General features: G+C 69.5%; 27 protein-coding genes and 1 tRNA gene. 19 read left to right on the forward strand and 9 right to left on the reverse strand.

The window, feature by feature from the left end; genetic code table 11:
• Window positions 1-3: 3 nt before the first annotated feature.
• Complete coding sequence (locus FGL98_RS02225) at window positions 4-1,287, reverse strand: AI-2E family transporter (protein ID WP_246136329.1); 1,284 nt, start codon at window positions 1,285-1,287, stop codon at window positions 4-6.
• A gap of 197 nt (window positions 1,288-1,484) precedes the next feature.
• Between FGL98_RS02225 and FGL98_RS02230 the strand changes: the two genes are divergently transcribed.
• The 4 genes from FGL98_RS02230 (at window position 1,485) to FGL98_RS02245 (ending at window position 6,805) form a co-directional block, all read left to right on the forward strand.
• The gene (locus tag FGL98_RS02230) at window positions 1,485-1,709 is read left to right on the forward strand and encodes a hypothetical protein (RefSeq protein WP_146315027.1); all 225 of its coding nucleotides are present in this window, start codon (window positions 1,485-1,487) and stop codon (window positions 1,707-1,709) included.
• Between the two features lie 206 nt (window positions 1,710-1,915).
• A complete protein-coding gene (locus tag FGL98_RS02235) occupies window positions 1,916-2,674 on the forward strand; it encodes a VWA domain-containing protein (protein WP_146315028.1) in 759 nt (252 codons plus the stop codon).
• Window positions 2,675-2,699: 25 nt separating this feature from the next.
• A complete protein-coding gene (locus tag FGL98_RS02240) occupies window positions 2,700-6,587 on the forward strand; it encodes an AAA domain-containing protein (protein WP_146315029.1) in 3,888 nt (1,295 codons plus the stop codon).
• Window positions 6,587-6,805 (forward strand): hypothetical protein, encoded by a 219-nt coding sequence (locus tag FGL98_RS02245; protein ID WP_146315030.1) that lies wholly within the window; start codon window positions 6,587-6,589, stop codon window positions 6,803-6,805. Before FGL98_RS02240 ends, FGL98_RS02245 begins: the two co-directional genes overlap by 1 nt.
• A gap of 209 nt (window positions 6,806-7,014) precedes the next feature.
• Here FGL98_RS02245 and FGL98_RS02250 read toward each other — a convergent pair whose 3' ends face one another.
• From FGL98_RS02250 to FGL98_RS02265, 4 genes are all read right to left on the reverse strand, one after another.
• A complete protein-coding gene (locus FGL98_RS02250; RefSeq protein WP_146315031.1) occupies window positions 7,015-7,386 on the reverse strand; it encodes an MscL family protein in 372 nt (123 codons plus the stop codon).
• A 99-nt stretch (window positions 7,387-7,485) separates the two neighbouring features.
• Entirely contained in the window at window positions 7,486-8,172 is a 687-nt protein-coding gene (locus tag FGL98_RS02255) for an SAF domain-containing protein (protein WP_146315032.1), read from the reverse strand.
• Window positions 8,169-8,990 carry an S-methyl-5'-thioadenosine phosphorylase gene (locus FGL98_RS02260; RefSeq protein ID WP_146315033.1) on the reverse strand — a complete coding sequence of 274 codons (822 nt, stop codon included), beginning with the start codon at window positions 8,988-8,990 and terminating at the stop codon, window positions 8,169-8,171. Before FGL98_RS02260 ends, FGL98_RS02255 begins: the two co-directional genes overlap by 4 nt.
• A gap of 98 nt (window positions 8,991-9,088) precedes the next feature.
• Window positions 9,089-9,472, reverse strand: a complete 384-nt coding sequence (locus FGL98_RS02265) for an FmdB family zinc ribbon protein (RefSeq protein ID WP_146315034.1) — start codon at window positions 9,470-9,472, stop codon at window positions 9,089-9,091.
• Window positions 9,473-9,574: 102 nt separating this feature from the next.
• Here FGL98_RS02265 and FGL98_RS26675 point away from each other — a divergent pair, with 102 nt between their 5' ends.
• Window positions 9,575-9,700: a hypothetical protein gene (locus FGL98_RS26675; RefSeq protein WP_281289141.1), complete on the forward strand. Its 126-nt coding sequence runs from the start codon at window positions 9,575-9,577 to the stop codon at window positions 9,698-9,700.
• Entirely contained in the window at window positions 9,700-10,038 is a 339-nt protein-coding gene (locus tag FGL98_RS02270; protein WP_146315035.1) for a type II toxin-antitoxin system PemK/MazF family toxin, read from the forward strand. Before FGL98_RS26675 ends, FGL98_RS02270 begins: the two co-directional genes overlap by 1 nt.
• Before the next feature lie 13 nt (window positions 10,039-10,051).
• On the opposite strand, the gene FGL98_RS02275 is transcribed toward FGL98_RS02270, so the two are convergent.
• Both FGL98_RS02275 and FGL98_RS02280 read right to left on the reverse strand, forming a co-directional pair.
• Window positions 10,052-11,641 carry a potassium/proton antiporter gene (locus tag FGL98_RS02275; RefSeq protein WP_246136330.1) on the reverse strand — a complete coding sequence of 530 codons (1,590 nt, stop codon included), beginning with the start codon at window positions 11,639-11,641 and terminating at the stop codon, window positions 10,052-10,054.
• An 85-nt stretch (window positions 11,642-11,726) separates the two neighbouring features.
• Complete coding sequence (locus FGL98_RS02280) at window positions 11,727-12,326, reverse strand: 5-formyltetrahydrofolate cyclo-ligase (RefSeq protein WP_146315036.1); 600 nt, start codon at window positions 12,324-12,326, stop codon at window positions 11,727-11,729.
• Between the two features lie 111 nt (window positions 12,327-12,437).
• Between FGL98_RS02280 and galU the strand changes: the two genes are divergently transcribed.
• From galU to FGL98_RS02345, 13 genes are all read left to right on the forward strand, one after another.
• Window positions 12,438-13,391 (forward strand): UTP--glucose-1-phosphate uridylyltransferase GalU, encoded by a 954-nt coding sequence (gene galU / locus FGL98_RS02285; protein WP_146315037.1) that lies wholly within the window; start codon window positions 12,438-12,440, stop codon window positions 13,389-13,391.
• Window positions 13,391-14,644: a molybdopterin molybdotransferase MoeA gene (locus FGL98_RS02290; RefSeq protein WP_146315038.1), complete on the forward strand. Its 1,254-nt coding sequence runs from the start codon at window positions 13,391-13,393 to the stop codon at window positions 14,642-14,644. The genes galU and FGL98_RS02290 overlap by 1 nt, the downstream gene beginning before the upstream one ends.
• On the forward strand, window positions 14,637-15,128 hold the full coding sequence (gene moaC, locus FGL98_RS02295; RefSeq protein ID WP_146315039.1) for a cyclic pyranopterin monophosphate synthase MoaC: 492 nt from the start codon (window positions 14,637-14,639) through the stop codon (window positions 15,126-15,128). Before FGL98_RS02290 ends, moaC begins: the two co-directional genes overlap by 8 nt.
• On the forward strand, window positions 15,121-15,594 hold the full coding sequence (locus FGL98_RS02300; RefSeq protein ID WP_146315040.1) for a MogA/MoaB family molybdenum cofactor biosynthesis protein: 474 nt from the start codon (window positions 15,121-15,123) through the stop codon (window positions 15,592-15,594). The genes moaC and FGL98_RS02300 overlap by 8 nt, the downstream gene beginning before the upstream one ends.
• Window positions 15,591-16,205, forward strand: a complete 615-nt coding sequence (locus tag FGL98_RS02305) for a GNAT family N-acetyltransferase (protein WP_146315041.1) — start codon at window positions 15,591-15,593, stop codon at window positions 16,203-16,205. The genes FGL98_RS02300 and FGL98_RS02305 overlap by 4 nt, the downstream gene beginning before the upstream one ends.
• A gap of 141 nt (window positions 16,206-16,346) precedes the next feature.
• Window positions 16,347-17,288, forward strand: coding sequence for a hypothetical protein (locus FGL98_RS02310; protein ID WP_146315042.1), 942 nt, complete (start codon window positions 16,347-16,349; stop codon window positions 17,286-17,288).
• Window positions 17,289-17,333: 45 nt separating this feature from the next.
• Window positions 17,334-18,299 carry an aldo/keto reductase gene (locus FGL98_RS02315; RefSeq protein ID WP_146315107.1) on the forward strand — a complete coding sequence of 322 codons (966 nt, stop codon included), beginning with the start codon at window positions 17,334-17,336 and terminating at the stop codon, window positions 18,297-18,299.
• Window positions 18,300-18,371: 72 nt separating this feature from the next.
• A tRNA-Ala gene (locus tag FGL98_RS02320) sits at window positions 18,372-18,444 on the forward strand.
• A gap of 235 nt (window positions 18,445-18,679) precedes the next feature.
• Window positions 18,680-19,333 (forward strand): FMN-binding negative transcriptional regulator, encoded by a 654-nt coding sequence (locus tag FGL98_RS02325; protein WP_146315043.1) that lies wholly within the window; start codon window positions 18,680-18,682, stop codon window positions 19,331-19,333.
• Between the two features lie 166 nt (window positions 19,334-19,499).
• Window positions 19,500-20,888, forward strand: a complete 1,389-nt coding sequence (locus tag FGL98_RS02330) for a branched-chain amino acid ABC transporter permease (RefSeq protein ID WP_246136331.1) — start codon at window positions 19,500-19,502, stop codon at window positions 20,886-20,888.
• A gap of 19 nt (window positions 20,889-20,907) precedes the next feature.
• Complete coding sequence (locus FGL98_RS02335; RefSeq protein ID WP_246136332.1) at window positions 20,908-21,894, forward strand: branched-chain amino acid ABC transporter permease; 987 nt, start codon at window positions 20,908-20,910, stop codon at window positions 21,892-21,894.
• Window positions 21,884-22,780, forward strand: coding sequence for an ABC transporter ATP-binding protein (locus tag FGL98_RS02340; protein WP_146315045.1), 897 nt, complete (start codon window positions 21,884-21,886; stop codon window positions 22,778-22,780). The genes FGL98_RS02335 and FGL98_RS02340 overlap by 11 nt, the downstream gene beginning before the upstream one ends.
• On the forward strand, window positions 22,777-23,517 hold the full coding sequence (locus tag FGL98_RS02345) for an ABC transporter ATP-binding protein (RefSeq protein ID WP_146315046.1): 741 nt from the start codon (window positions 22,777-22,779) through the stop codon (window positions 23,515-23,517). The genes FGL98_RS02340 and FGL98_RS02345 overlap by 4 nt, the downstream gene beginning before the upstream one ends.
• Window positions 23,518-23,589: 72 nt before the next feature.
• Here FGL98_RS02345 and FGL98_RS25730 read toward each other — a convergent pair whose 3' ends face one another.
• Both FGL98_RS25730 and FGL98_RS02350 read right to left on the reverse strand, forming a co-directional pair.
• Window positions 23,590-23,868: a hypothetical protein gene (locus tag FGL98_RS25730; protein ID WP_222431974.1), complete on the reverse strand. Its 279-nt coding sequence runs from the start codon at window positions 23,866-23,868 to the stop codon at window positions 23,590-23,592.
• Window positions 23,865-24,863 (reverse strand): ABC transporter substrate-binding protein, encoded by a 999-nt coding sequence (locus tag FGL98_RS02350; protein ID WP_222431975.1) that lies wholly within the window; start codon window positions 24,861-24,863, stop codon window positions 23,865-23,867. The genes FGL98_RS25730 and FGL98_RS02350 overlap by 4 nt, the downstream gene beginning before the upstream one ends.
• Between the last annotated feature and the right edge of the window lie 8 nt (window positions 24,864-24,871).

The following is a 24,871-nucleotide window of genomic DNA, read 5'->3' on the forward strand; positions in this document are numbered from 1 at the left end:
GTGTCAGTCGCTCCGGTCGTGCGCCCGCATCTCGAGCCCGCGTCGCACACTCGACGCGGCGGCATACTGCCCCTCCGGCGTCATCGACTCCACCTCGACCAGCTGCAGGTCGCCGGTGCGCAGGTCGATCTGCTCGCCGAGATAGCGCAGCAGCACGGCGACTATCGCGACCACCGGCACCGCGAAGAACGCTCCCATGATGCCGAACTCGTCACCACCAAGGGCAATCGACAGCAGCACGAGCGCGGGGTGCAAGCTCATCGAACGGCTCTGCAGCAGCGGCGAGAGGATGTGCCCCTCCAGTTGCTGCACGAGCACGATGATGATCAGCACGATGATCGCGGTGGTCACCGACTTGGTGACGAGGGCGACCAGCACCGCGAGGACACCGGCGACGAACGCTCCCACGATCGGGATGAACCCGCCGAAGAACGTGATGATCGCCAGCGGCGCGGCGAGCGGCACCCCCAGGACGACCAGCCCGATGAAGATGCAGGTCGAGTCGACGGCGCTCACGATGGCCTGGGTGCGAATGAATCCGCCCAGAGTGGCGTAGGCACGCGAGAGCGCCTCGGTCAGGTGCGCCCCGGCGTGCCGGCCGGTGATCAGCCGCAGCCACGGCAGGAACCGGGGGCCGTCCTTGATGAAGAAGAACGTGAGAACGAGCGTGACGATCAGGTCGATCAGCACGTGACCCGCGACCGAGACGCCGGAGAAGACGCCGGACGCGATCTGGTTGCCGCTCTGCTGGATCTTGTCCGTGATCGTCTGGCCGAAGCTGTTGATCTGGTGATGGCTGACGTGGAACGGCGGCCCCTGCAGCCAGGTCTGCACCTGGTCGACGCCGGAGATGGCCTTGTCGGTCAGGTTGCTCCACTGGGAGCTGACCGACGGCGCGATCGCCGCGATGAGACCGCCGATGACGAGGAAGACGCCGACCATCGAGGCAACCGCGGCGAGCGCGGGTGGGAAACCCTTCGAGCGCAGCCAGCGCGCCAGCGGCCACAGGACGGTTGACACGACGAGGGCGAGCGCGACCGGCAGCAGCGCCGACCAGAAGAAGGTCAGCACCTGCAGGACCCCCCACAGGGCGGCCAGGATGACGATCGTGCGCAACGACCAGCTGGCGGTCCAGCGCAACCCGTGGCTGATGACCTTGCTCCGGTCCATGGCCAGGTTCGCCGGATGCGGCACGGAGGGCGGGCCCTGGCCGTGGTCCTTGCGCGCCTTCGGGCCGGCGGGCGGCGTGGACTCCTGCGTCGGCGTGCGCTGCCAGAACCAGGTCATCGGGTGTCCCTCCTAGGATCTCTTGGTGCCGGTGACACCGCGTCGACGGGCGTTGCGAGCGGTGCTGACGGCATACGTCCGCAGGCTCAGCCAATCAGGTTGCGTGGCCTCTCAGGCACCGACAGGCCGGTTAAGTTGTGCAGGTTCTTCGAACGGTTGGCCCCGGGGGCGAACTGGCCGGTAACCTACCGGCCACTATGGGCAGACACACCGAGACCGCGTCGTTGCGCACAAATCGGCGGTATGCCGTGGCGGCCGGTGCCGTCTGCGTCCTGATCGTGGCGGGCGTGGCCGGTGCCAAGGCCTTGACCGGCGGCGGCCCGAGCACCGCCGGCGAGTGCGACAAGCCGCCTGCAGACCCTCGAGGCGAAGGCCACCGACTCGCCCGACTCCGCCCGGCTCTTCCCGGTGTCCGAGCATGAGCTGGTGAGCTTCAACGCGGCCCACCCCAAGACGCCGCTGAGCGCGCTGCAGCCCGCTCCGGCGACGCCGCAGCTGCAGTATCAGTGGGTCACTCCCGTCAAGGGGTCGACGGCGCCGGCCGGCGCGATGAACGCGCTGCAATATGCCCTGACCTCCACCTCGGGCCAGGCCACCCTGCACCGGGCGGGATTCCGGGTGCCCACCGGTGGCACACCGGCCGCCGCTGAGCCGGCCGGGCAGTCCGCTGCGCACGGCGGTCGCCCTGGCGCGGACACCGGACGGCAAGGCGTCCGTGGCGACCCTCTGGACCTGGCACAACCTGGCCAAGGACGCCAGGATGCTGGTCCTCGTCGATGTCTCGGGGTCCATGAGCGACCAGATGGACCCGAACAGGCCCGGCACCAGCCGCATCGACGTGTTGCGGGGCCTCGAGCTGGGTGCGCTCAGCACCATGCCGCGCAGCACCGAGATCGGGGCGTGGGCCTTCTCGACCAACCTGCGCGGACCCGGCAAGGACTGGAAGCCGCTGTCGAAGGGCATCCACCCGGTCGGCCCGCCCGGCCGGTCCAACACGTTCCGGCAGGCCCTGGTGGGCGCGGTGGGCGAGATGCCCAAGCTGGTCGCCCGAAACGGCGACACCGCCCTCTACGACTCGGTGTGGGCCGCCTACGCCGAGGTGAGCAGGACCTACGACCCCGCGTTCGTCGACTCTGTCGTGGTGCTCACCGACGGCAAGAACGAGGACCCGAACGGCGGCCTGGATCTCAGCCAGCTGCTGACCAGGCTGAAGACCGCGTACAACCCGCAGAAACCGGTCAAGATCGTCACCATCTCGATCGGCGACGGCACCGACCCGGCCGCGCTGCAGCAGATCGCGACGACCACGAATGGCCTGTCCTACCGGCCGAGAAGTGCGGATCAGATCACCTCCGTGTTCATCGACGCCTTCCTGCATCGCAACTGATGGCCCGGCCGGTTAGCCTTGCCTGATGACGACCTCCACCGAACCAGTGCAGTTGGAGGCCCAGGGGGCGAACGTGTCACGCGCGGATCGGGTCGCTCGCAGCGTCACGACCTGGCAGCGGCACCTGAGTGACCTCGGCGGCCGCAACGCCCTGCTCTGGTTTCGAGACCTTCCCGACACCACCCTCGACCTGACCGGCGCGCACCCGGCCGGGCAGGCCAAGCTGTTCTCCGCCGGCGCGGCCCCGCTGTCCGAGCTGGTGCGGCAGCCGACGATGCTCACGGATGCCACCCGGCGGGCTCGAGCGATCCGCGACAAGGCGGGCGAGCTGTATGCCGAGCGCGGCATCACCACCTGCTACCTCGCCTCCGGGATGGCCCGGTGGCGCATCCCCGGCTCCTCGCGCACCCCGGTGGCCCCGGTCCTGCTGCGACCGTGCGTGATTCGCCCCACCGGCAGGGACGGCCGGGACCTGGCGATCGAGCTGGGAGACCGGCTCGAGGTCAACGCGGCCCTCGTGGCGTACCTGACCAGCGAGTGCGGCATCTCACTGGACACGGCGCAGATCTGTGCCCTGGCCTCCCGAGGCAGCGGGTCCGACCCGGCTGCCGCGTTTCAGGCCGTTCGGCAAGCCTGTGCGGACGTGGCGGACTTCCGGATCGACCCGCGACTGGTCGTCGGGCTCTTCGCGACCGTCAAGCTGCCCCTGGTGCGCGACCTGGCCGACCAGCGAGACGGCCTGGCCGCGCACCACGTCGTGGCAGCGCTGGCCGGTGACCCGGAGGCGGCCCAGCAGGTCGGCGCCGAACCGCCGCAGACCGGGGTGGTCGACCTGGACCGGGAGCACCTGGCGGTCGACGCGGACCGCGAGCAGCAGGATGTCGTCGAAGGCGTGCGCGCCGGGGCGCACATGGTGGTCGAGGGCCCGCCCGGCACCGGCAAGACCCAAACCGCGGCCAACCTTGTCGCGGCGCTGACCGCCGACGGCCGGCGGACCCTCTTCGTCGCGCACAAGCGCGCGTCCATCGATGGCGTGCGCGAGCGGCTCGAGCAAGCCGGGCTGGGCGACCTGCTGCTCGACCTGTACGCCGAGCATGCCGCTCCGGGCCGATTCGCCGGCTATCTGGTGCGGCTGCTGGACGAGCGGTGCGCCGCACCGGTGATGGGCAACCAGGCCCCGTCGAACCTGGTGTCCCGCCGGGAGCAGCTGCAGGCGCACGCGCGGGCCATGCACCGGGTGCGCGGTCCGTGGGGCATCTCGCTCGACGAGGCACAGTCTCGCGTGAGCGAGCTGGAGGAACGCAAGCCCGCGCCGCGCTCTCGGGTGCGGCTGCGTGGCGACGACCTTGCCGGCATCTCGCGGGCCCGCCGCGACGAGCTGCGCACCGCCCTGCACGAAACCGCCGGTATGGGCGCGTGGACCGTCGGCGGCGACCCGGACCCCTGGTTCGGTGCCCGCGTCGTCGGCGAGCATCAGGGCGGCCGTACGCGAGAGCTGGTCGAACGACTCGCCGGCGGTGGGCTCAAGGATCACCGTCGGGTGCTCGAGGAGCTGTGCGACACGGTCGGACTTCCCGCGCCACACACCATGCGGCGGGCCGAGGAGCAACTGGAGCTCATGGGCCAGGTGCACAGCACGTTGGAGACCTTCCGGCCGGCCGTGTTCGATGCGCCGATCGCCGACCTGGCCGCGGCCACCGGCGGCCGCGACTACCGCACGGAGCACGACATCGACCAGGGCAGTCTGGAGCGTCGCCGACTGCGCAAGCAGGCCGAGTCGCTGCTGCGGCCCGGCCCGCCGCCGCGCGGCATCCACGGCGTGCTGGTGCGCGCCGCGGCACAACAAGCACGCTGGCGGGATGCGGCCGGCGCCGGCTCCAGGCCGGCCGCCCCGGTGAACCTGCCGGAGATCGCCCAGAGCCACGAGCGGCTGCGGCTCGAGCTGGAGTGGCTCGGCGCGCGGCTGACCGGCACCGCCGAGGGAGGTGACCTGCTCGATGCCGACCTCGACGTGCTGGAGCGCCGGTTGACTGCCCTCGCGGGCGCGCCCGATCGGCTCGCCAAGGTGCCCGAGGTGATTGGTGCGCTCGACAAGCTGCGGGCCAACGGGCTCGGCCCGTTCATCGACGATGTCGCTGCACGGCACCTGAGTGCCGAGCAGGTCGCGGCCGAGTTCGAGTTCGTGTGGTGGACCTCGTTGCTGGGGCATGTCGGCGGCACGGATCCCGTCTACGAGGAGCACGACGGGGCGACCTTGCGGCGCATCGCCGGGGACTACCTCGACGATGACACGGCGCAGGTCCGCCGGTCGGCGCAGCAGGTGCGAGATGCCCTGGTGCGCCAGGCCCAGCGGACCGACCGGGACCTGCCCGACCAGAGCGAGGTGCTGCGCGACGAGGCGGCGTCGCGGGCCTACACCACCCCACGTGAGTTGCTGGGCGCGGTTCCCGAGATCGTCGGTGCCCTCGCCCCGTGCTGGGCGATGAGCCCCCTCGAGGTGCCGGTGCACGTGCCGGCCGGGATGTGGTTCGACGTCGTGATCTTCGATGAGGGTTCGCAGGTCGACCTGGCCACGGCCATCCCCGCGATATCCCGTGCCAGCCAGGTCGTCGTGCTCGGCGACAGTCAACAGCTGCCGCCGGCGCCCCTGCGGATGACCGCGGGCGACGACGAGCAACTGCTGGCGCGCACCGAGCCCGAGTCCCTGCTCGACGTGCTTAGGCCGCTGGTGCCGGTGAGATCACTGGCGACGCACTATCGTTCGCACGACGAGCGGTTGATCGCCTTCGCCAACGCCCAGATGTATGCCACCGTGCTGGAGACCTTCCCCGGCACCGCCGATGACGGCGTCCTGCGACTCGACGTCGTTTCCGGCAGCAGCACCGGCGGCGAGTCCGCGGCGCCGGAGGTCGACCGAGTGGTGCAGCTGGTGCTCGACCACCTGCGCAAGCAGCCCGGCGAGTCACTTGGTGTCGTCACCCTCGGCGTGCGGCATGCGCAGCGCATCCAGGACGCGCTGCGTGCGGCGCTCGCCGGTCAGCCCGATCTGCTCGAGGCCGTCGGCGACGACCGACGAGAACCCTTCTTCGTCAAGAGCGTCGACCAGGTCCAGGGTGACGTGCGTGATGCGATCATCTTCACGGTCGGCTACGGCCGTGGGCCAGGTGGTGAGGTGCAGCACCGCTTCGGAGCGCTGAGCGCCGCAGGCGGCGAGCGTCGGCTGAACGTCGCCATGACGCGTGCGCGCCGCCGGATGGTGGTCGTGTCGTCGTTCTCCGGTGGCGAGCTCGACCCCAGCCGGCTGCGCTCTCGCGGAGCCACCATGTTGCGGGACTTCCTGCTGTATGCCGCGTCCGGCGGCTCCGCACGGCGGGTTGCGGGCGGTGTCGCCCCGATGGATCGGCAGGAGGCGTCGAGCGGGCCCGAGGCGGTGAGTGAGACCGGTCGAGGTGACCGCCGGCCGGATGGCGCGCCGCTGGTGGGTCCGAGCGGACGTCGACGTCGGATGGCGTCCACCGGCAGTGTGCTCGACCGGCCGACCCTGCCGCCGGCCGAGGTGGCCGCGGTGACCCCCCTCGTCACGGACCTGGCCAGGCGGCTACGGGCCGAGGGGCTGGTGGTCCGCACCGGCCACGGCGCCGGGCGGCACCGCATCGACATTGCGGTCGAGGACCCGAGGCGGCCGGGCTCCCTGCTGGTCGCCATCGAGACCGACGGCCCGGCCTACGGCGCGATGGAAGCAACGCGCGACCGGGACAGGCTGCGGGTGCAGCAGTTGCAGCGGCTGGGCTGGACGTGCGAGCGCGCCTGGACCCGCGACCTCTTCCGCGACCCGGCGAAGGAGCTGTCACGGCTGGTGTCGGCGGTGCACTCCGCCTCCTGTGCACGTGCGGCGGGGCACCGGGACGGCTGATGCCGAAGGATGAACTGGCCGGGCAACGACGGCGTCGGCACCGTCGAGTGAGTCGGCCCGCGACCGGGGGAGATCCGCAGCGGGCGCTGCAGCGTCTCGACGAGGCCGAGACGACGGACGCCGACTGGGCAGGCGCCGGTGGCACCGACGACCCACGCACCAAGGCGGTGGAGCGCGACCGGTGGTGGCAGGAGCAGCGCCCTCCGCACTGGGAGTAGCGCTGCGCACAACTCCTCGAATTGCCGACATTTCCCTGTTGGCGAGTGCCGAATGTGCGTGATCGGAAGATAGTCGTCCGGCACCCGATTCAGGTGCTATTCCTTACCTGAATCTAGGCAAAGAAACGGGAATCCCGCCCGGAAATGTTCATGCCATTTCCGGGCGGGATGCCCGTGCGTTGAGCGAGACGCTCAGATTGTCCGCAGGATTAGAACTTCTGCTGCGGTGCGGCGCCGCCCCGCAGTGCATCGCGGATCTCGGTGAGGAGATCGACTTCGGTGGCCTCCGCATCTTCCTCCTTGGAGAAGTGAGCCTTTGCAGCCTCGTAGGGCTTGACCACGAAGAAGTAGACCACGGCTGCCAGGATGATGAAGGCGACGACTGCAGTGATGAACGCTCCGACGTGCACGCCGCCCGGGAGGTAACCGGAGAAGTTCGGGGTGCCGCCGGCCTTGCCGATCAGGTCCAGGATGATCTGGACGAAGGCCTTGACGACGGTGCCGAACGCAGCCGCCATGACGAAGGCAACGGCCAGTTCAACCAAATTGCCTTCCATGATGAAGTTCTTGAAGCCCTTCATGGGCGTGTTCCTTTCGATGATGTGTGCAATCGGGATGACCCTAGCCGAAATCCTCGACATTGCGAGAACCAAAACACCCACGGCGGGGTCACTCTTGTGTTACGGAGCCGGATGCAACGCCAGAAAGATGTTCTTATCGCCGCCCGGTGTGAGCTGTGTCGCCTGGGCCAGGCGGGCGGCGGTCTGGACGGAGCAGGCCACCAGCAGGGCCGGCGGCGACTCCGCGCCGCCAGCGCCGACGAGGGGAGAGCGGTCGGTCGCGCCCGCCGCATGCCGGGTGGTGGAGATGACCAGCAGATCCGTGCCGATCGGGCTGGTCTTGCCGCCGGCGAAGACGTCGACGTGGTCCCCGGGTCGGGTGACGGCGGCAACGGTGGGGTTCGAGACCGGCACACCGACCAGCACCTGACCGGCGGAGGCGCCCGGCCAGGTCCGCGCGGCCCTGACCCGACTGCGGGTCACCGGTTCGCCGTGGCCCACCGGCGCGGTCAGCGCCTGACCGGCGGCGGCTCGCGCGGTGATCGCGCCGGGCAACTGCACGGACTCCGGCCACTGCGCGGTGGTCAGGTCGGCGCGGGTCAGCACGTGCCCGGCGGGGAGGTCATGGATCGCGACGGTGATCGACCTGGTGGCTGAGGCACGTGGTGCGAGGGCATTCCACCCGACCAGTACGGCGCCGGCGGCCACCCCCGCGGCCAGCACCCGTCGGGCGCGCGACCGGCGCCAGCGTGCCTCCCGGCTGCGGCCCTGCCAGCCATCGGGCAGCAGCCGGTCCAGCCGGTTCACGGCAACGTGAGCGGCAGGGCCTGCCCGTCGAGGGCGCGGCGGCAGGGGCACGATGCGCTCTGGTCGTCCTCGTGCGCCGGGAGTCGCCCGATGGCATCACGCAGTACGGCCTTCAGCCGGTCGATGTTGTCGGCGAAGACCCGCATCACCTCGGCGTGCGACACCGACGGGCCACCCTCGACGCCGGCATCGTGATCGGTGACCAGGCACGCGGTGGTGAAGCACAGTGCCAGTTCTCGCGCGATCGAGGCCTCCGGCATCCCGGTCATGCCCACGACGTGCCATCCGGCGCCCTGGTGCCACTGGGACTCGGCCCGGGAGGAAAAGCGCGGACCGTTGATGACGACCATCGTGCCGCCGTCGACGACTCGGTCGATCCGGGTGCGGGCGGACTCCAGCAGCACGCCGCGCCCGCGCGGACAGTACGGGTCCGCGAACGAGACGTGGACGACCGGCCCGACCTCGTCATACACGGTGTGGGCGCGCCCGAAGGTCCGGTCGACCACCTGGTCGGGGACCACGACGGTGCCCGGTCCCTGATCGGGTCGCAGGGAACCGACCGCGCAGGGCGCGATGATCTGGCGCACCCCGACCGAGCGCAGCGCCCACAGGTTGGCCCGGTAGTTGACCCGGTGCGGCGGGAATCGGTGCCCCTGACCATGCCGGGCCAGGAAGGCCACCCGTCGGCCGTCGACATCGCCGATCATGATGTCGTCGCTGGGCTCGCCGAACGGGGTGACGACGCGCACCCGCTCCGCATCGTCCAGGAAGGAGTAGAAGCCCGACCCGCCGATCACGCCGATCTGTGCAGTGCTCATACGGGTGACCATAGCCAGCGGTCACCCGTGGACGAGCAGGACCGTGTGCACGATGTGGACCGGCGAGCGCACCGGAACCGGGATGTGGAGGGGCGTCCCTACGCGGCAGAGCCGGAGTCCGAGGACGACGAGCTCGAGCCGATGGACTTCGACGAGCTCGAGTCGGACTTCTTGCCCGAGTCGGACTTGCCGGCGTCGGACTTGCCGGCGTCGGACTTGCCGGCGTCGGACTTGCCGGAATCCGACTTGCCCGCCGAATCGGTCTTGCCCGACTTCTCTGCCGCCGGGCTGCTGCTGGTCGTCGTGCTGCGGCTGTCGTTGCGGTAGAAGCCGGACCCCTTGAAGACGACGCCGACCGACCCCCAGACCTTCTTCAGCGTGCCGCCGCACTCCGGGCACGAGCTCAGCGTGTCATCGGTGAAGGCCTGGACGATGTCAAAACGGTGCCCGCAGTCCTTGCAGGCATAAGCGTAGGTGGGCACGGCGCAGATTGTACGACGTCTGGCGGCCCGCCTGCGACTCGATCCACCAGGTGGCCGGTTCGGAGCACGACAAACTCAGCTGTAGATGGGCACGTTTACACCGTGGCAAACTCACCGATGCTGCGAGTGAGGGAACAGACCAGGGCGCGAGTCATGCGCATCGAGCAGGACGAGCTCGCCGACGCGGATGCGCCGATCGGCGACGAGTGGGTGCGGAGCAACGAGTGATGCGGCCGCCGATCGAGCCCGGGCAGGTATGGTTCGTCGACTTCGAGGCCGTCCGCGGACGAGAGCAGCGCAAGGGCCGCCCGGCACTCGTGGGCTCCTCGCGCTTCCACCTTGATCTGACCATGAGCCGACTGGTCAGTGTGCTGCCGCTGACCACCGTCGAACGGTCGCGCTGGCTGCATCGGGTCAAGATTGCCGCGGGCGGCGGCTGGGTCATCACCGAGCAGATTCGCACCGTTTCCGCGGACCGGTTCCGTCGGTACGCGCCGCAGATCACGCTGTCTCAGGACGAGCTCGGCGAGGTGCGGCAGGTCCTCGGGCAGCTGCTGATCGGGTAGTCCCGGGGCCGCGTCAGCTGGCCTGGTCGTCATCCGGTGCGGGCTGCGGATCGCGGCGCCAGCCGGCGAGGCGGCCCGCCTTGCTGATGCTCCGGATGCGCCGGATCGCGGCCCCCCTGGCCCCGGCCGTGGTGACGACCAGGAGCCGGTCGCCGTGTCGCATGACGTCGCGGTTCTGCGGCACGAACCCCTTGCCCTCCCGCACGACCAGCGTGACATTGGCGCCTTCGGGCAGGCGCAGCTCGTGCACCGCCACCCCGTGCAGCCGCGACGCGTCCCCGATGCGCACCTGCAGCACGTCGGCATTCAGCTCCTCGAGCGGGGTGGCCTCCAGCTCGAGGTCGACCGTGTGTGACTCGTCGACGATGTGCAAGAGCGCCGCCAGCCGCGGCAGGGTCGGTGCCTGCACCAGGGTGAAGACCACCACCAGCACAAAGACCAGGTCGAAGATCCACTCGGTATGCGGCGTGCCCACGGTCAGCGGCACCGTCGCCAGGACGACCGGCACGGCGCCCCGCAGGCCGGCCCAGGACAAGAAGGCCTGCTCCCGCAACGAGAACCCGAACCACGACATGCTCAGCAGGACCGAGGCAGGGCGCGCCAGCAGCAGCAGGACGAGGCCGATCACCACGGCCGGCCAGATCTGGTGGATCAGCCGGACGGGGGAGGCGAGCAGCCCGAGCAGCACGAACAGCCCGATCTGCGCGAGCCAACCAAGAGCCTGCGCGAACCCGCGGACCGCCGAAAAGTGTGGCAGGTGCAGGTTGCCGAGCATCAGAGCGCACAGGTAGGCCGCGATGAACCCGCTCGTGTGGGCGAGGTCCGCCACGGCGTACGCCAGGACGACGACGGACAGCACGCCGATCGAGAACAGACCGGATGACCCGGGCGCGGCTGACTTCATCAGCCGACCCAGCACATAGCCGAGCACCAGGCCGATGACGGCGCCGCCCGCCAGCTCGATGACTGCCTCCACCACGACGACCCACCACGCGTTGTCTGCACCGCCGGGCGCGCCCGCCTGGGCCAGCGCAATCACCAGCAGCACCACGGGCGCGTCGTTGAAGCCGGACTCCGCCTCGAGCACCGAGGTCAGCCGCGGCGGCAGCGGCACGCGCCGGAGCACCGAGAAGACCGCCGCCGCGTCGGTGGAGCTGACGATCGCGCCCAGGAGCAGTGACACCTGCCAGGAGAGGTTCGGGAGCAGCAGGTAGGCGCCGACGCCGACCACACCGACGGACACGAGCACCCCGAGCGTCGACAGGATCGCCGCGGGAAGGACGGCAGGTTTGATCGTCTGCCAGTTGGTGGTGATGCCACCCTCGGCCAGGATCAGGATGAGGGCCGCATAGCCCAGGACCTGTGTGAGGGTCGGGTCGCTGAAGGTGATGCCGAGCCCGGCCTCGCCGATGGCGACGCCGATGCCGAGATAGATGAGCAGGGTGGGCAGTCCGGACCGGTTGGCCAGGCGCACCGCGGCCACCGACACGAGCAGCACCGCCGCGCCGATGAGCAGCGCGCGCGCCAGATCGGTGGGAGTGAAGCCGCTGCCGACCAGCGGCTGAGCCTCCTGCAGGGCATGCATGCCAATGAAGCCGGTCATCGGTGCACTCCCTCCGGGGATCGAGCCTCACCCCACGAAGTCCGCTCCTTCGCCGCTCGGTCCGTCGCGGGGCCCCAGTAGTTTTTCAGGTCAGCCCACCCTCGTGCTGCACCTTCCGCCGGATGGGCAGGTCGATGACCCCGTGCTGCGGTGTCAGGACGGCGTCCACCGGCAGATCGTGCGACTCGCAGGGCACCTCCTGCGTCAGCTCGTCGTCGTGCACGACCGCGACGATCCAGGAGCCGGGGGACCGGCGCGCCAGCGCGCGGTCATAGCTTCCGCCGCCCTGACCCAGCCGCATACCGTGCCGATCGACGGCCAGCGCGGGGACCACCACGACCGACGCGTCACGGATCGCGCCGGTGCCCAGGTCACGGCCCGGGTCGTCATGTGGGGTCCACGTCAGATCCTTGTCGGCCAGCAACTCCGGCAGGATCACCAGCCAGCCCAACCGATTCGCGGTCTCGATGATCCCGTCCGACGGTGGCTCCGTGGGCAGGGAGCGGTATGCCGCGAGCACACCGGGTGCCCCGCCTCGCCGGGCCAGGCGATCGGCGAGCGCACCTGCCAGCCGGTCGCTCTCGGACTTCCGGCGGTCGGCGTCATGCCGCTCGGCGCGGGCCCGCCGGGCCGCGCGGATCACTGATCGGGCGGCGCGTTTGTGCTGGGGCAGATCACGCCACATCGCTGGACACCTCCATCCGGGCCGCCGCACGCTCGATCGCCATGCGCAAGATCCTCGCAGGTCTTTGCCATCCGCCGTCGCACAGCGCGCTACAGCAGATAACCTTCGAACATGAGAAATGAACCGTTCAGGGCTCCGGTTCGCAAGGCCGTGATCCCGGCCGCAGGGCTGGGCACCCGCTTCCTTCCGGCGACCAAGGCCATCCCCAAGGAGATGCTGCCCGTTGTCGACAAACCGGCCATCCAATATGTCGTCGAGGAGGCGGCCCGTGCCGGGATCCTCGACGTACTGACCGTCACGGGGCGCAACAAGGCCGCACTGGAGGACCACTTCGACCGGCACTGGGAGCTGGAGCAGGCGCTGGAGCGCAAGGGGGACCAGGTCCGGCTGCGACGGGTGCACAAGTCGGCCAACCTGGGCAACGTGCACTTCATTCGGCAGGGCGAACCGCTCGGCCTGGGGCATGCGGTGCTGTGCGCCCGCTCGCACGTGGGTGATGAGCCGTTCGCGGTGCTGCTCGGCGACGACCTCATCGATGAGCAGGACCACCTGCTGGAGGACATGATCGCGGCCCGATATCGCTACGGCGGCTCGGTTGTCGCGCTGATGGAGGTGCCGGAGAACCAGATTCACCTCTACGGCTGCGCGCAGGTCGAGGCGATCGAGGGGGACGGCGATGTCGTGCGAGTCACGTCGCTGGTGGAGAAGCCGAATCCCGGTGAGGTCAACAGCAACCTGGCGGTCATCGGCCGCTACATCCTGGACCCGTCGATCTTCCCCGTGCTGGAGAAGACCCCGCCGGGCCGCGGCCACGAGATCCAGCTGACCGACGCGTTGGTCGAGCAGGCTGCGTCCGACGGAGAGGGCGGCGGTGTCACCGGAGTCATCTTCCGCGGCAACCGGTACGACACCGGCGATCGGCTCGACTACCTCAAGGCCATGGTGCTGCTCGGCACCCGCCACCGCGAGCTGGGCGCCGACTTCCACGCGTGGTTGCTCAGCTGGGCGCGGTCCGAGGAAGCGAGTGACGGCACCCTGACCCGTCACGCCGATCTGGCGCGCTAGTGCTCACCGTCCCCGCCTACCAGGAGCGGCTGCTCGAGGCAGTCGCTCCGCTGACACCTGTCGCGGTGAGCGTCCTGGACGCCGGGCAGCTGCTGGGCCTGGTCACGACGGACGAGGTGCGCGCCGTCGCGATGCTTCCGGGTTTCACCAACTCCGCCATGGACGGGTATGCCGTGCGCGCCGCCGACGTCTCTGACGCGCCGGTGACGCTGCCGGTCAGCGGTGACATCGCGGCCGGTGACACCCGCCGGCTCCGGCTCGAGCCCGGGACCTGTTGGCGGATCATGACCGGTGCGCCGTTGCCCGACGGTGCCGACTCCGTGGTGCAGGTCGAGCTGACCGATGGCGGCACGACGGACGTGCGCATCGATGCACGCGTCGAGTCCGGTGCATCCGTGCGGTATCCGGGTGAGGACGTGCAACCGGGGCAGGTGGTCCTTGCGGCCGGCACCCAGCTCGCCGCACAGCACGTGCCGGTGCTGCTGTCCGCCGGTGTGCAGTCCGTGCGGGTGCGGCCACGGCCACGGGTGGCCGTCGTCAGCACCGGCGACGAGCTGCGACCGGCAGGCTCCGAGCTCGAGCACGGTCAGGTCACCGACTCCAACGGGCCGATGCTCGCCGCGCTCGCCGTGCAGGCCGGGTTCGACGTCGTGGCCGTGCAGCACGTCGGTGACTCCGGTCCCTCGACCCGCGCCATGCTGCACGGGCTCGCGGATGCCGCCGACGCGATCATCACGTCCGGTGGGGTGAGCGCCGGCGCGTTCGAGCCACTGCGCCTGGCGTTCGAGGACGACCAGTCGTTGGAGTTCGTCAAGGTCGCCATGCAGCCGGGCAAGCCGCAGGCGTTCGGGTCTCTGGGCGGCACACCGGTCTTCGGGCTGCCAGGCAACCCTGTGAGCTCGTTCGTGTCGTTCCTGGTCTTCGTTGCTCCGGCCCTGCGCAAGATGGCGGGACGGCCCGTCGATGCGCGCACGGTGCGCTGCGAGGTCGCCAGGGGATGGCAGCCCGCGGCGCCGGGGCGCACTCAGGTGGCGCGCATCCGCATGCGTCCGGACGGTCGCATCGAGCAGGCGGGTGGTCCAGGTTCGCACCTGATGGGCGGGTTGGCGACCGCGGAGGGCCTGGCGTTCGTGCCGGCCGACCTGAGGGTCGTGCGCGAGGGCGAGGTGCTGGAGGTCATCGAGTTTCATCCCGACGAGGGCCCCCGGTCGCAAGCTCTCGTCGATACTTCGCGGGGGCCTCGAAATGCCTGAGCAGACCACCGATCATCTGACTCACGTCCGCAGCGACGGCAGCGCGCACATGGTGGACGTCAGCGCCAAGCGGATCACGGCCCGCGTCGCGCGTGCCGCCGGGCGAGTGCTGCTCTCGCCGCAGGCGATCGCGGCTCTGCGGGACGACACCGTGCCGAAGGGGGATGCGCTCGCTGTGGCACGGATAGCCGGCATCCAGGGCGCGAAGCGCACCCCCGAACTGGTGCCGCTGGCCCACCCGGTGGCTGTGCACGCGGCGTCCGTGGACCTGACCGTCGCCGATGACGGCGTCGACATCGAGGCGGAGGTGCGCACCGCCGACCGGACCGGCATCGAGATGGAGGCGCTCACCTGTGTGACCGTTGCGGCCCTCGCGCTCATCGACATGGTCAAGGCCGTCGACAAGCACGCCCGCATCACCGACGTGCGGGTCACGGCCAAGTCCGGTGGGCGATCCGGCGACTGGGCCGAACCGCATGCGTAGGGCCGCGGTCATCACCTGCTCCAACCGGGCTGCCGCCGGCACGTATGCCGATCGGTCCGGACCCGTGATCGTGGCGGCGCTGCGGTCGTGGGGCTTCGAGGTCGAGGATTCGGCCGTTGTGTCCGACGGTGATCCGGTGGGGGAGGCTCTGCGCTCGGCGCTGGCCTCCGGCGTCGACCTGGTGCTGACCACTGGAGGCACCGGGCTGACTCCGACGGATCGGACCCCCGAGCAGACCCGGCCGCTGCTGGACCGGGTGGTGCCCGGCCTGGCCGAGGCGATCCGTGCCGCCGGTGCCGCCAAGGGAGTGCCGACCGCGGTGCTGTCCCGCGGACTCGCGGGATGCGTTGGGCGCACGCTAGTGGTCAACCTGCCCGGATCCACTGGTGGCGTGCGCGATGCACTCGCAGTGCTCGAACCCGTCGTGGAGCACGCCCTCTCACAGCTGGCCGGTGGCGACCATTGAGCGCGACCTGGCCGGTGAGCGTCGAAGGACAGTGGGCGGGTTCGACGGTGCGACTGCGGCCGCTGCGAGCTCGCGCCGACCGCAAGGAGTTCCTCGCTCTGCGGGCGGACAACGCCGACTGGACGCGCCCCTGGGACTCGACCTCACCGCATACGCCGAGCCAACGGCTGTCGTTCGCGCAGCTGGTCCGTCAGCAGGACCGAGAGGGTCGGGATGGTCTGGCCCTGCCGTTCGCGGTCGAGGTCAACGGCGCACTGGCCGGCCAGATGCACCTGTTCAGCGTCGTGCACGGTGCGCTGATGTCGGGGGCTGCCGGCTACTGGATCAGCAAGCGCCTTGCGGGCCAGGGGATCACACCGTTCGCGCTCGCCATGCTGATCGACCACGCGTTCGGTCGCTGCGACCTGCACCGGGTGGAGGTCAACATCCGGCCGGACAATCCGGCGAGCCTGCGCGTTGTCGACAAGCTGGGGCTGCGCGACGAGGGAGTGCGTCGGGCCTACCTGCACATCAACGGCACCTGGCACGACCACCGCACGTTTGCGATCACGGTGGAGGACCTGCAGCGCGAGAGCGCTGTGCAGCGGTTGGAACGCCTGACGCGGGAGTGAGATTCGCGGCATTCCGAGGTCGTGCGTGCGGCCGTCCACGGCGGGCCCAGCACTTCGTGGGGCCAAACTCACCTGAGTCACTTGCGTGACACGCCGACTACGTCCGACATGTCGTCGAAGAGAACGGTTAGCGTTTTGCCTGTGCACCCGAGCAGCCTGATCTTCGTTCTCATTGTCGCCGTTTGGGCTGCCTATCTGCTGCAGCACTGGATTCGCCGCAGGGAGGCCTTGGTCACCGCACGATCGGTCGACCAGTTCTCCGAGGCGATGCGGGTGCTGGAGCACCGTGGCACGGCCCCGGCGCACGACGACACGGTCGCCGTGAAGAAGAGCTCGACTACGACGCCCGCGCAGGTCAGCACTCCGCTGCCGCGTACCTCTCTGCGAGCAGGATCCGTCATGACAAGCGACACCCCGACAGAGCAGACCCGCACCCCCATCGACGAGCCCGTCCATGAGCTCGACGCCGTCTCGGCGCCGGTGCGTGTCGGCAGCCACGTCATCCGTGCCCTCGCCGCCCTGAACTCCCGCCGGGTGCGCGGGATCGCGCTGCTCGCCTCGCTCGCGCTGCTGGCGTTTGCCGTGGTGCTTGCGCCGTTCGGGATGCTTCCCTGGTGGAGCCCGGTCGTGAGCCTGGTGCTGGTCGGCGGGGTCTTCGCCTGGTTGCGCAAGGAGGCCGTTGCCGAGCAGTCCGCCCGCGGCGAGGACCGCGAGGCCACTGTGTCGACGACGCGTCCCGTCCAACGCCCGGCTGTTCACAGCGGCCCGCAGCTCGGCGGCGCCCAGCGGGTGGCGATGCCCAGCCGCGACCTGGTCTTCGACAATGCGCAGCCCGCCCCGTCCGCCACCGCGAAGCCGACCCCGCAGGCCGAGCAGGTGGAGGGTTCCTGGTCGCCCGTCCCGGTGCCGCGCCCGACCTACACGATGAAGGCGAAGGCGGAGCCCACCGCGCCGTCGCTGCCCGAGAGCTCGCAGAGCACCGCCGCCCGGCACGCCGACACCCCGATCGACGAGCTGCCCTTCGACGGGCTGGCGCTGGACGAGGACCTCGAAGAGCTGCCCTCGGTTTTCCGCGCCGGCTGAGCCACACCCGGCACACCTGCGAGATAGCCTGCCGGTATGACGCAGATGACGTATCGCCCGCTTGGGGCCTCCGGCCTCATGGTCAGCGCTGTTGGAGTCGGCTGCAACGCCTTCAGCCGCCGCGTCGACCAGGAGGGCGTGCGCGACATCCTGGCCGCCGCCCGCGACGTCGGGGTGACGCTGCTGGACACCTCCGACACCTATGGCGTGGAGCCGGGTGCCAGCGAGACCATGATCGGCGAGGCGCTGCAGGGGCAGCGGGACGAGTTCGTGGTTGCGACGAAGTTCGGCATGGACATGCGCGGCACCCTCGGCGCCGATCACGGTGTGCGCGGTTCGCGGCGGTATGTGCGCCGCGCGGTCGAGGCGAGCCTGCGCCGGCTGCAGGTCGACCACATCGACCTCTACCAGCTGCACGCCCCCGACCCGATCACCCCGATCGAGGAGACGCTCAGTGCTCTGACCGACCTGGTCCGGGAGGGCAAGGTGCGCTACGTCGGGTGCTCGAACTTCGCCGGCTGGCAGATCGCGGACGCGTCCTGGACGGCGCAGACCGCGGGGCTGGAGTCGTTCATCTCGGTGCAGAACCGCTACTCGCTGCTCGATCGCACGGTCGAGGCAGAGGTGGTGCCGGCCGCCGAGACGTTCGGTCTCGGGCTGCTGCCGTTCTTCCCCTTGGAGTACGGCCTGCTCGCGGGCAAGTATCGCCGCGGTGAGGCGCCGCCGGAAGGCTCACGGGCCGCGCTGGACCCGGCCCGAGCCCAATGGCTGGAAGGTGCCGACTGGGATCGGATCGAGGCGCTCACGGCATACGCCACGGCTCGTGAGCTGTCACTGCTCGAGGTGTCCATCGCCGGTCTGGCGGCGCAGCCGGCCGTGGGATCGGTGATCTCCGGCGCCACGTCCGGTGACCAGGTGCGCGCGAACGCCGAGGCCCTGCGGTGGCAGCCGACCGCGCAGGACCTGGCCGACCTGGATGACGTCTGCGGGGCCGCCGACCTGCGCGACTGAGCCGCCCGGCGCTGCATTCCGACGCCGATTCGGAGCCGAGCGGGGTGCGGTGTTATTGTTGCTCACGCTTCTGGGGCTGTGGCGCAGTTGGTAGCGCGTCTCGTTCGCAATGAGAAGGTCAGGGGTTCGATTCCCCTCAGCTCCACAGATGTCGGGAAGGGCCAGGTGTAGTTTGCCTGGCCCTTCCCGACATCTACGGGGACTCAGCGAATCGAGTGGGCCCACGCCGAGCGAACAGGACTCGGCAGCCTGGCGCCGCCACATGTCGCGAATCTGCGGGCCGGCACCACGTCGAGTCCTGTTGGCGGTGCGGTCGACGACCCGGCGCCACGCGCGAGGCGGCCGCTGACCTCCGGCCGATCCCGGCTAGGTTGGAAAATATGTACACACCCCCGTTCAACGTCGTATCTGACGAAGCCGACGTGCGGGCGATGGTGACCGCCGCCCGCACTGCGTGGCTGGTGACCACCGGGGAGGACGGAGTGCCGATGGCAACGTCGGTGCCCGTGATGTGGCGCGGCCAGAAGGTGATTGCGCACGTGGCAAAGGCCAATTCGCACTGGAAGCAGATAATCGACGGCACCCCGGCGCTGCTGATCGTCGGTGGTGCGCAGGCCTACATCTCCCCGTCCTGGTATGCCGCGAAGGCCGAGCACGGCAAGGTCGTGCCGACCTGGAACTACAGCGCCGTCCACCTCACCGGCACGGTCACGGTGCATCACGACCGCGAGTGGTTGCGGGCGGCGGTCACCGAGCTGACCGACACCTATGAGGGTGGCCGCGACCAGCCGTGGCAGGTGACCGATGCGCCGGCGCAGTACATCGACGGTCAGTTGGGCGGCATCGTCGGCATCGAGGTCACGGTCACCCGTGTCGAGGGAAAGGCCAAGCTGAGCCAGAACCGGTCCGAGGCGGACCGGCAGGGCGTCGTCGACGGCCTACGCGCTGAGGACCTCTCCGACGCAGACCACGCCCAGGCGCTCGAAGTGGCCGAACGGATGGCAGACATCCTGAGGGCGTCGCGAGTCGAATAGCCGCGCGGCGTGGTGTCCGACGCCGAGTTTCCTTGCCGTGCCCATGAGTTGAGGCATTCCTCCATCGATGGACGATTCTGGCGAATATCCGTGATGCGGCAGCGACGACGGCCCGTTGAGGTTAGGCTCCCGGGACTGGCGTGCGCAATGGATCTTGGAGGACAGCGTGCTCAGACGACTCATGGTGGCCGTCGCCGTGTGCATGGCATCACTCTTCGTGTCATCGGGCGCTGCCGTGTCGGCGGCCGGCATGGACGACGCGAGTTCTCCGGTCGCGGCGAAGGACTCCACGAGCCAGTCGATCTTCGGCACGGTGCGCTCGCCCGCCGGAAAGCCGTTGGCCGGGCTCACGATCACCGTCACGCGCGGCGGCAAGAAGGTGGGCTCGGCGACCACCGACAACAAGGGCAGCTGGAAGATACCGGTGCCAGGCCACGGCACCTACGTGGTCGCCCTGGATGTCGGCACGCTGCCGAAGGGGTTGCAGGTGCGCACCAAGGGCGGCGAGACGCTCGGTCACGTGGACGTCAGCACCGGGGAGGACCAGCCGGTCCTCTTCGGGCTCGCCGCCGCGGGTGCGCCGCAGGAGAAGTCCACCCCCGGTGCGACCAGCGCGCCCGCCTCCGCCGCACCGACCTCCGAGGCCTCCGGTGGTGATCGGACCAGCGGATTCGGGTCCCGGGCGATGCAGCTGCTCATCGGCGGCATCGAGTACGGCTCGATCATCGCGATCACCGCCGTCGGCCTGTCGCTGGTTTTCGGCACCACCCGGCTGATCAACTTCGCGCACGGAGAGATGGTCATGATGGGCGCCGTCGTGGCGTTCATCATGTCCACCGGATCGGGTGGTCTGCCACTGGCTGCGGCCGCCGTGGTCGCGATGATCGCGGTCGGGGCGCTCGGCGCGGGCTTCGAGCTGGTGCTCTGGCGTCCGCTGCGCAAGCGGGGCGCCGGGCTGATCCAGATGTTCATCATCTCGATCGGGTTGTCCCTGTTCGTGCGGCATGTGGTCCTGGCGTTCTTCGGCGGCCGTCGCCGACAGTACGACCAGTACGCCGTGCAGGACTCGATTCGGCTGGGCGCGATCGAGATCACTCCGCGCGATCTGACCATCACCTTGATCTCCTTGGCCATCCTGGTGGGCGTGGCACTGGTGCTGCAGCACACCCGGATCGGGAAGGCGACCCGGGCGGTGGCCGACAACAAGGACCTGGCCGAGGCCTCCGGCATCGACGTCAACCGGGTGATTCTGGTCGTCTGGGTCGCCGGCGGCGCGCTGGCAGGTCTGGGTGGCGTGTTCTTCGGTCTGTCCGAGGCGGTGTTCTGGAACATGGGTTTCAACCTGTTGCTGCTGATGTTCGCCGGGATCATCGTCGGTGGGCTCGGCAGCGCATACGGGGCAATCATCGGCAGCCTGCTGGTCGGCCTGGTGGCGCAGCTGTCGACCCTGTGGTTCTCGCCCGAGCTGCAGAGCGCGTGGGCGCTGCTCGCGCTGATCGTCGTGCTCCTCTTCCGCCCCCAGGGCATCCTGGGGCGTGCCGAGCGGGCCGGGTAGGCAGGGGAGCGCCATGGACATGATGAAGATCCTTTCCGACGCGATCGCCGGGATGCTCGGGCCGGAGGCGGCCATATACGCACTGGCCGCGATCGGCTTGAACATCCACTTCGGCTACACCGGGCTGCTCAACTTCGGGCAGGTCGCCTTCATGCTCGTGGGCGCCTACGGGCTGGCGGCCGGCGTGGTCACCTTCGGGCTGCCCTTCTGGGCAGGGATACTCATCGGCATCGCCTGTGCGGTCGTGCTCGCGCTGATCCTCGGCATCCCGACCCTGCGACTACGGGGCGACTATCTCGCCATCGCCACGATCGCGGCGGGGGAGGTGCTGCGCTATGTCTATCGCTCGGGGTATGCCGAACCGGTCACCAACGGCGTCTTCGGCCTGCGCCAGTTCGCCGACCCGTTCTATGCGATGAGCCCACTGCCCGACCACGACTTCGACCTCGGCATCACGACCTTCTCGGCCCGGAACCTGTGGGTGATGATCGTGAGCTGGAGCCTGGTGGCTCTGGCGTGCGCGCTGGTCTATCTGCTGATCCACAGTCCGTGGGGCAGGGTGCTGCGCGCGGTGCGCGAGGACGAGCTGGCCGCTCGCAGCCTGGGCAAGAACGTCTACGGGTTCAAGCTGCAGAGCCTCGTGCTGGGCGGCGTCCTGGGCGCCATCGCCGGCGCGCTGCTCGCGATCAACACCCAGTCGGCCTACCCGGACACCTACGACCCGAAGGTCACCTTCTACCTCTACGCAATCGTGATCCTGGGTGGCGCCGCTCGGGTCCTCGGCCCGGTGCTGGGGTCATTGATCTTCTGGCTGATACTCGCCTTCCTGGGCTCGTTCCTGCGCGCCGCGAGCGACGCCGGCGTGATCCCGGCGGAGGTGCTCGGGTCCTCGGCGATCGGCGCCCTGGTGATCGCGTTCGTGGGCCTGGGCCTGTTGCTGTTGATGGTGTTCCGGCCATCAGGAATCCTCGGCAACAGCAAGGAGATGCGTCTCGATGTCCGATAACGCGGCGCGGGTCCGGTCGACCGACGGGGGCGAGGCCGGCGGGCATCGACCCGGCCCGTTGGCGACGGTCCCGGCGGAGCCGGGGTCGGCCAAACCCGACCCGATCCTCGTGGTGGACCACCTGACCAAGAGCTTCGGTGGCCTGCGCGCCGTCCGGGTGGACCACCTGGAGGTGCAGCGCGGCACCATCACGGCGCTCATCGGTCCGAACGGGGCCGGCAAGTCCACCTTCTTCAACCAGGTCTCGGGATTCGACCGGCCCGACTCGGGCGGCTGGACCTTCGAGGGGCACCCGCTTGCCGGCAAACCGGCCTACCAGATCGCGCGGATGGGGATGGTGCGCACCTTCCAGCTCACCAAGGCGCTGATGCGCCTGACCGCCCTGGAGAACCTCATGCTCGGGGCCACCGGGCAGTCCGGCGAGCGGTTCCTGCCCGCGATCGTGCGGTCCTGGCGCAGCCAGGAGAAGGACGTCCAGCGGCGCGCCGAGGAGCTGCTGGATCGGTTCAACCTGACCCGGATGCGGGACGAGTTCGCCGGCTCCATGTCCGGCGGCCAGCGCAAGCTGCTGGAGATGGCCCGCGCCCTGATGGTGCATCCCACGATGATCATGCTGGACGAACCGATGTCCGGCGTGAACCCCGCCCTGACCCAGTCCCTGCTCGGGCACATCCAGGCGCTGCGCGACGACGGGATGACCATCATCCTGGTCGAGCACGACATGGACGTCGTCATGGGGATCAGCGACTGGGTGGTGTGCTTCGCCGAGGGTGAGGTCATCGCCGAGGGCAGGCCGCGCGACATCCAGTCGACCCAGGCCGTCATCGACGCCTACCTCGGGTCGCGGACCGGCGACCAACATGACGTGCTGGAGGCCGAGCAATGACCGATCCCATGCCACTGCTGCTTGGGCGCGACCTGGTGGCCGGCTATGTCCCGGATGTGGACATCCTGCGGGGGTGCCACGTCGAGGTTCACCGCGGCGAGCTGATCGGCATCATCGGCCCGAACGGCGCCGGGAAGTCCACCCTGATCAAGGCAATGTTCGGCCTGGTGCCCATCCGCAGCGGCGAGGTCCTCCTGGGCGAGAAGGACATCACTTCGCTGCCCGCGCACACCCTGGTCGCCCACGGCCTGGGCTACGTGCCGCAGAACGACAACGTGTTTCCCTCGTTGACGATCGGCGAGAACCTGGAAATGGGCATCTATCTGCGCCCGAAGGAGTACGACCAGCGCAGCGCGGTCGTCACCGAGCTGTTCCCCTTGCTGGCCGACCGGAAGTCCCAGAAGTGCGGGTCGCTGTCCGGCGGGGAGCGGCAGGTGGTGGCGATGGGCAGAGCCCTGATGACCGACCCCCAGGTGCTGTTCCTCGACGAGCCGTCGGCCGGACTGTCGCCGATCATGCAGGACACCGTCTTCGACGCGATCCGCCGCATCAACGAGGCCGGGGTGTCGATCCTGATGGTGGAGCAGAACGCGACGCGCTGCCTGGAGATCTGCCACCGCGGCTACGTGCTGGACCAGGGTCGAGACGCCTACACCGGCACCGGGCAGGAGCTGCTGCGCGATCCCAAGGTCATCGAGCTCTACCTCGGGACCCTGGCCAAGGCCGGCACCGGCTGAGGTGCCGCACCCGCCAGCACGAAGGACGCCGCACCCAAGTGAGTGCGGCGCCCCGTCGGCATACGGTGGTGCCTAGCTGATGCTGGACTCCTTGGTGCTCAGCGTCTTGAGCTTGCCCAGCTTGTCGTAGCCGAAGACCTCGATCGTGGTCTTGCCGGGCTCACCAGACTCCTGGAAGTCCAGCGGGCCACTGACGCCGTCGTAGTCGATGTCCTTGCCGTCGTCGAGGAGCTTCTTGCAGGTGGCGAAGGTGTTGCACTTGGTGCCGTCCTTGGTCACCTCGTTCATCTTGTCCTTGAACACCTTCGGGTCGGTGCTGTGCGCGGCCTCGGCCGCCAGTGCGGTGGTCATGACGCAGTCGTAGACCTGCGGTGCGTACTGCACCCCTTCAGGTCCGGCGCGAACGCCTTGAGACTCTTGATGAACTCCGGGTTGTCCGCCGAAGCCGGCGCCGTCCCCTTCATACCCGCGAGCACGCCGGCGTTCTTGGGCGACACCAGCTTTGGCAGCTCCTCGCTGCGTAGGCCGTCGGTGCCGTAGAGCTGGTCGGCCCTGATGCCGCTCTCGATCAGGCCCTTGATGACCTGCTTGCCCTCCTCGAACGTCACCAGTGCAACCGCATCCGGATTTGCCGCCTTCGCCGTCGCGACGGTTGCGGAGAAGTTGGGTGCCTTCGGGTCGTAGATCACCGTGGTCGCAACCTGGGCTCCGGCATCCTTCAGGGCCTTCACCGTTGCGTTGACCAGGCCCTTGCCGTAGTCGTCACCGCGCCCGATCAGCGCGATTCGCGAATGGCCGTCCTGGATCATCAGGTTGGCCAGAACCGGTCCCTGCATGGCGTCGGACGGTGCGGTGCGGAAGTAGTAGCCGCCGTCCTTGTAGGTGGTGAAGGTAGGCGCGGTGTTGGAGCCCGAGCACTGCACCACATTGGATTTGGTGACCTTGTCGATGATCGCGAGCGACATGCCGGAGGCGGCTGCGCCGATGATCGCGTCCGCCCCGGCACCGAGGACCCGGTCGGCCGACTGGGAGGCGATGGCCGCGTCGTTGGCCTCGTCACCGCCGACCAGCTTGGGCATCTGCTTGCCGAGCACACCACCGTTGTCGTTGATCACGCTACGTGCGTATTCGGCCGCCTTGATCTGTGGCGGTCCGAGATAGGCCAGGTCACCGGTTTCCGGCAGAACGTAGCCGAGCTTCAGCGCTTCTTGACCGCCGCCGTCCGATCCGGTGGATCCGCCGGCGGATTGACCACTCTTACTGGAGTCGTCGGAGCCGCACGCGGTGGCAGCCATCAGGGCGGCCGCGAAAAGCCCAACTCCGCGAAGGGTATTGCCTGCTCTCATGATTCCCT

Source organism: Leekyejoonella antrihumi (assembly GCF_007845645.1).
Lineage (GTDB): Bacteria > Actinomycetota > Actinomycetes > Actinomycetales > Dermatophilaceae > Leekyejoonella > Leekyejoonella antrihumi.

What these genes read in the sequence shown, in the direction of transcription:
- FGL98_RS02280 (WP_146315036.1), bottom strand. Translation starts at nt 12,326, where the DNA reads ATGTGGCGTGATCTGCCCCAGCACAAACGCGCCGCCCGATCAGTGATC.
- FGL98_RS02260 (WP_146315033.1), bottom strand. Translation starts at nt 8,990, where the DNA reads ATGAGCACTGCACAGATCGGCGTGATCGGCGGGTCGGGCTTCTACTCC.
- FGL98_RS02335 (WP_246136332.1), top strand. Translation starts at nt 20,908, where the DNA reads ATGATGAAGATCCTTTCCGACGCGATCGCCGGGATGCTCGGGCCGGAG.
- FGL98_RS02275 (WP_246136330.1), bottom strand. Translation starts at nt 11,641, where the DNA reads ATGACCGGCTTCATTGGCATGCATGCCCTGCAGGAGGCTCAGCCGCTG.
- FGL98_RS02325 (WP_146315043.1), top strand. Translation starts at nt 18,680, where the DNA reads ATGTACACACCCCCGTTCAACGTCGTATCTGACGAAGCCGACGTGCGG.
- FGL98_RS02225 (WP_246136329.1), bottom strand. Translation starts at nt 1,287, where the DNA reads ATGACCTGGTTCTGGCAGCGCACGCCGACGCAGGAGTCCACGCCGCCC.
- FGL98_RS02345 (WP_146315046.1), top strand. Translation starts at nt 22,777, where the DNA reads ATGACCGATCCCATGCCACTGCTGCTTGGGCGCGACCTGGTGGCCGGC.
- FGL98_RS02245 (WP_146315030.1), top strand. Translation starts at nt 6,587, where the DNA reads ATGCCGAAGGATGAACTGGCCGGGCAACGACGGCGTCGGCACCGTCGA.
- FGL98_RS02340 (WP_146315045.1), top strand. Translation starts at nt 21,884, where the DNA reads ATGTCCGATAACGCGGCGCGGGTCCGGTCGACCGACGGGGGCGAGGCC.
- FGL98_RS02230 (WP_146315027.1), top strand. Translation starts at nt 1,485, where the DNA reads ATGGGCAGACACACCGAGACCGCGTCGTTGCGCACAAATCGGCGGTAT.
- FGL98_RS02315 (WP_146315107.1), top strand. Translation starts at nt 17,334, where the DNA reads ATGACGTATCGCCCGCTTGGGGCCTCCGGCCTCATGGTCAGCGCTGTT.
- galU (WP_146315037.1), top strand. Translation starts at nt 12,438, where the DNA reads ATGAGAAATGAACCGTTCAGGGCTCCGGTTCGCAAGGCCGTGATCCCG.
- FGL98_RS02250 (WP_146315031.1), bottom strand. Translation starts at nt 7,386, where the DNA reads ATGAAGGGCTTCAAGAACTTCATCATGGAAGGCAATTTGGTTGAACTG.
- FGL98_RS25730 (WP_222431974.1), bottom strand. Translation starts at nt 23,868, where the DNA reads ATGACCACCGCACTGGCGGCCGAGGCCGCGCACAGCACCGACCCGAAG.
- FGL98_RS02270 (WP_146315035.1), top strand. Translation starts at nt 9,700, where the DNA reads ATGCGGCCGCCGATCGAGCCCGGGCAGGTATGGTTCGTCGACTTCGAG.
- FGL98_RS02350 (WP_222431975.1), bottom strand. Translation starts at nt 24,863, where the DNA reads ATGAGAGCAGGCAATACCCTTCGCGGAGTTGGGCTTTTCGCGGCCGCC.
- FGL98_RS02240 (WP_146315029.1), top strand. Translation starts at nt 2,700, where the DNA reads ATGACGACCTCCACCGAACCAGTGCAGTTGGAGGCCCAGGGGGCGAAC.
- FGL98_RS02300 (WP_146315040.1), top strand. Translation starts at nt 15,121, where the DNA reads ATGCGTAGGGCCGCGGTCATCACCTGCTCCAACCGGGCTGCCGCCGGC.
- moaC (WP_146315039.1), top strand. Translation starts at nt 14,637, where the DNA reads ATGCCTGAGCAGACCACCGATCATCTGACTCACGTCCGCAGCGACGGC.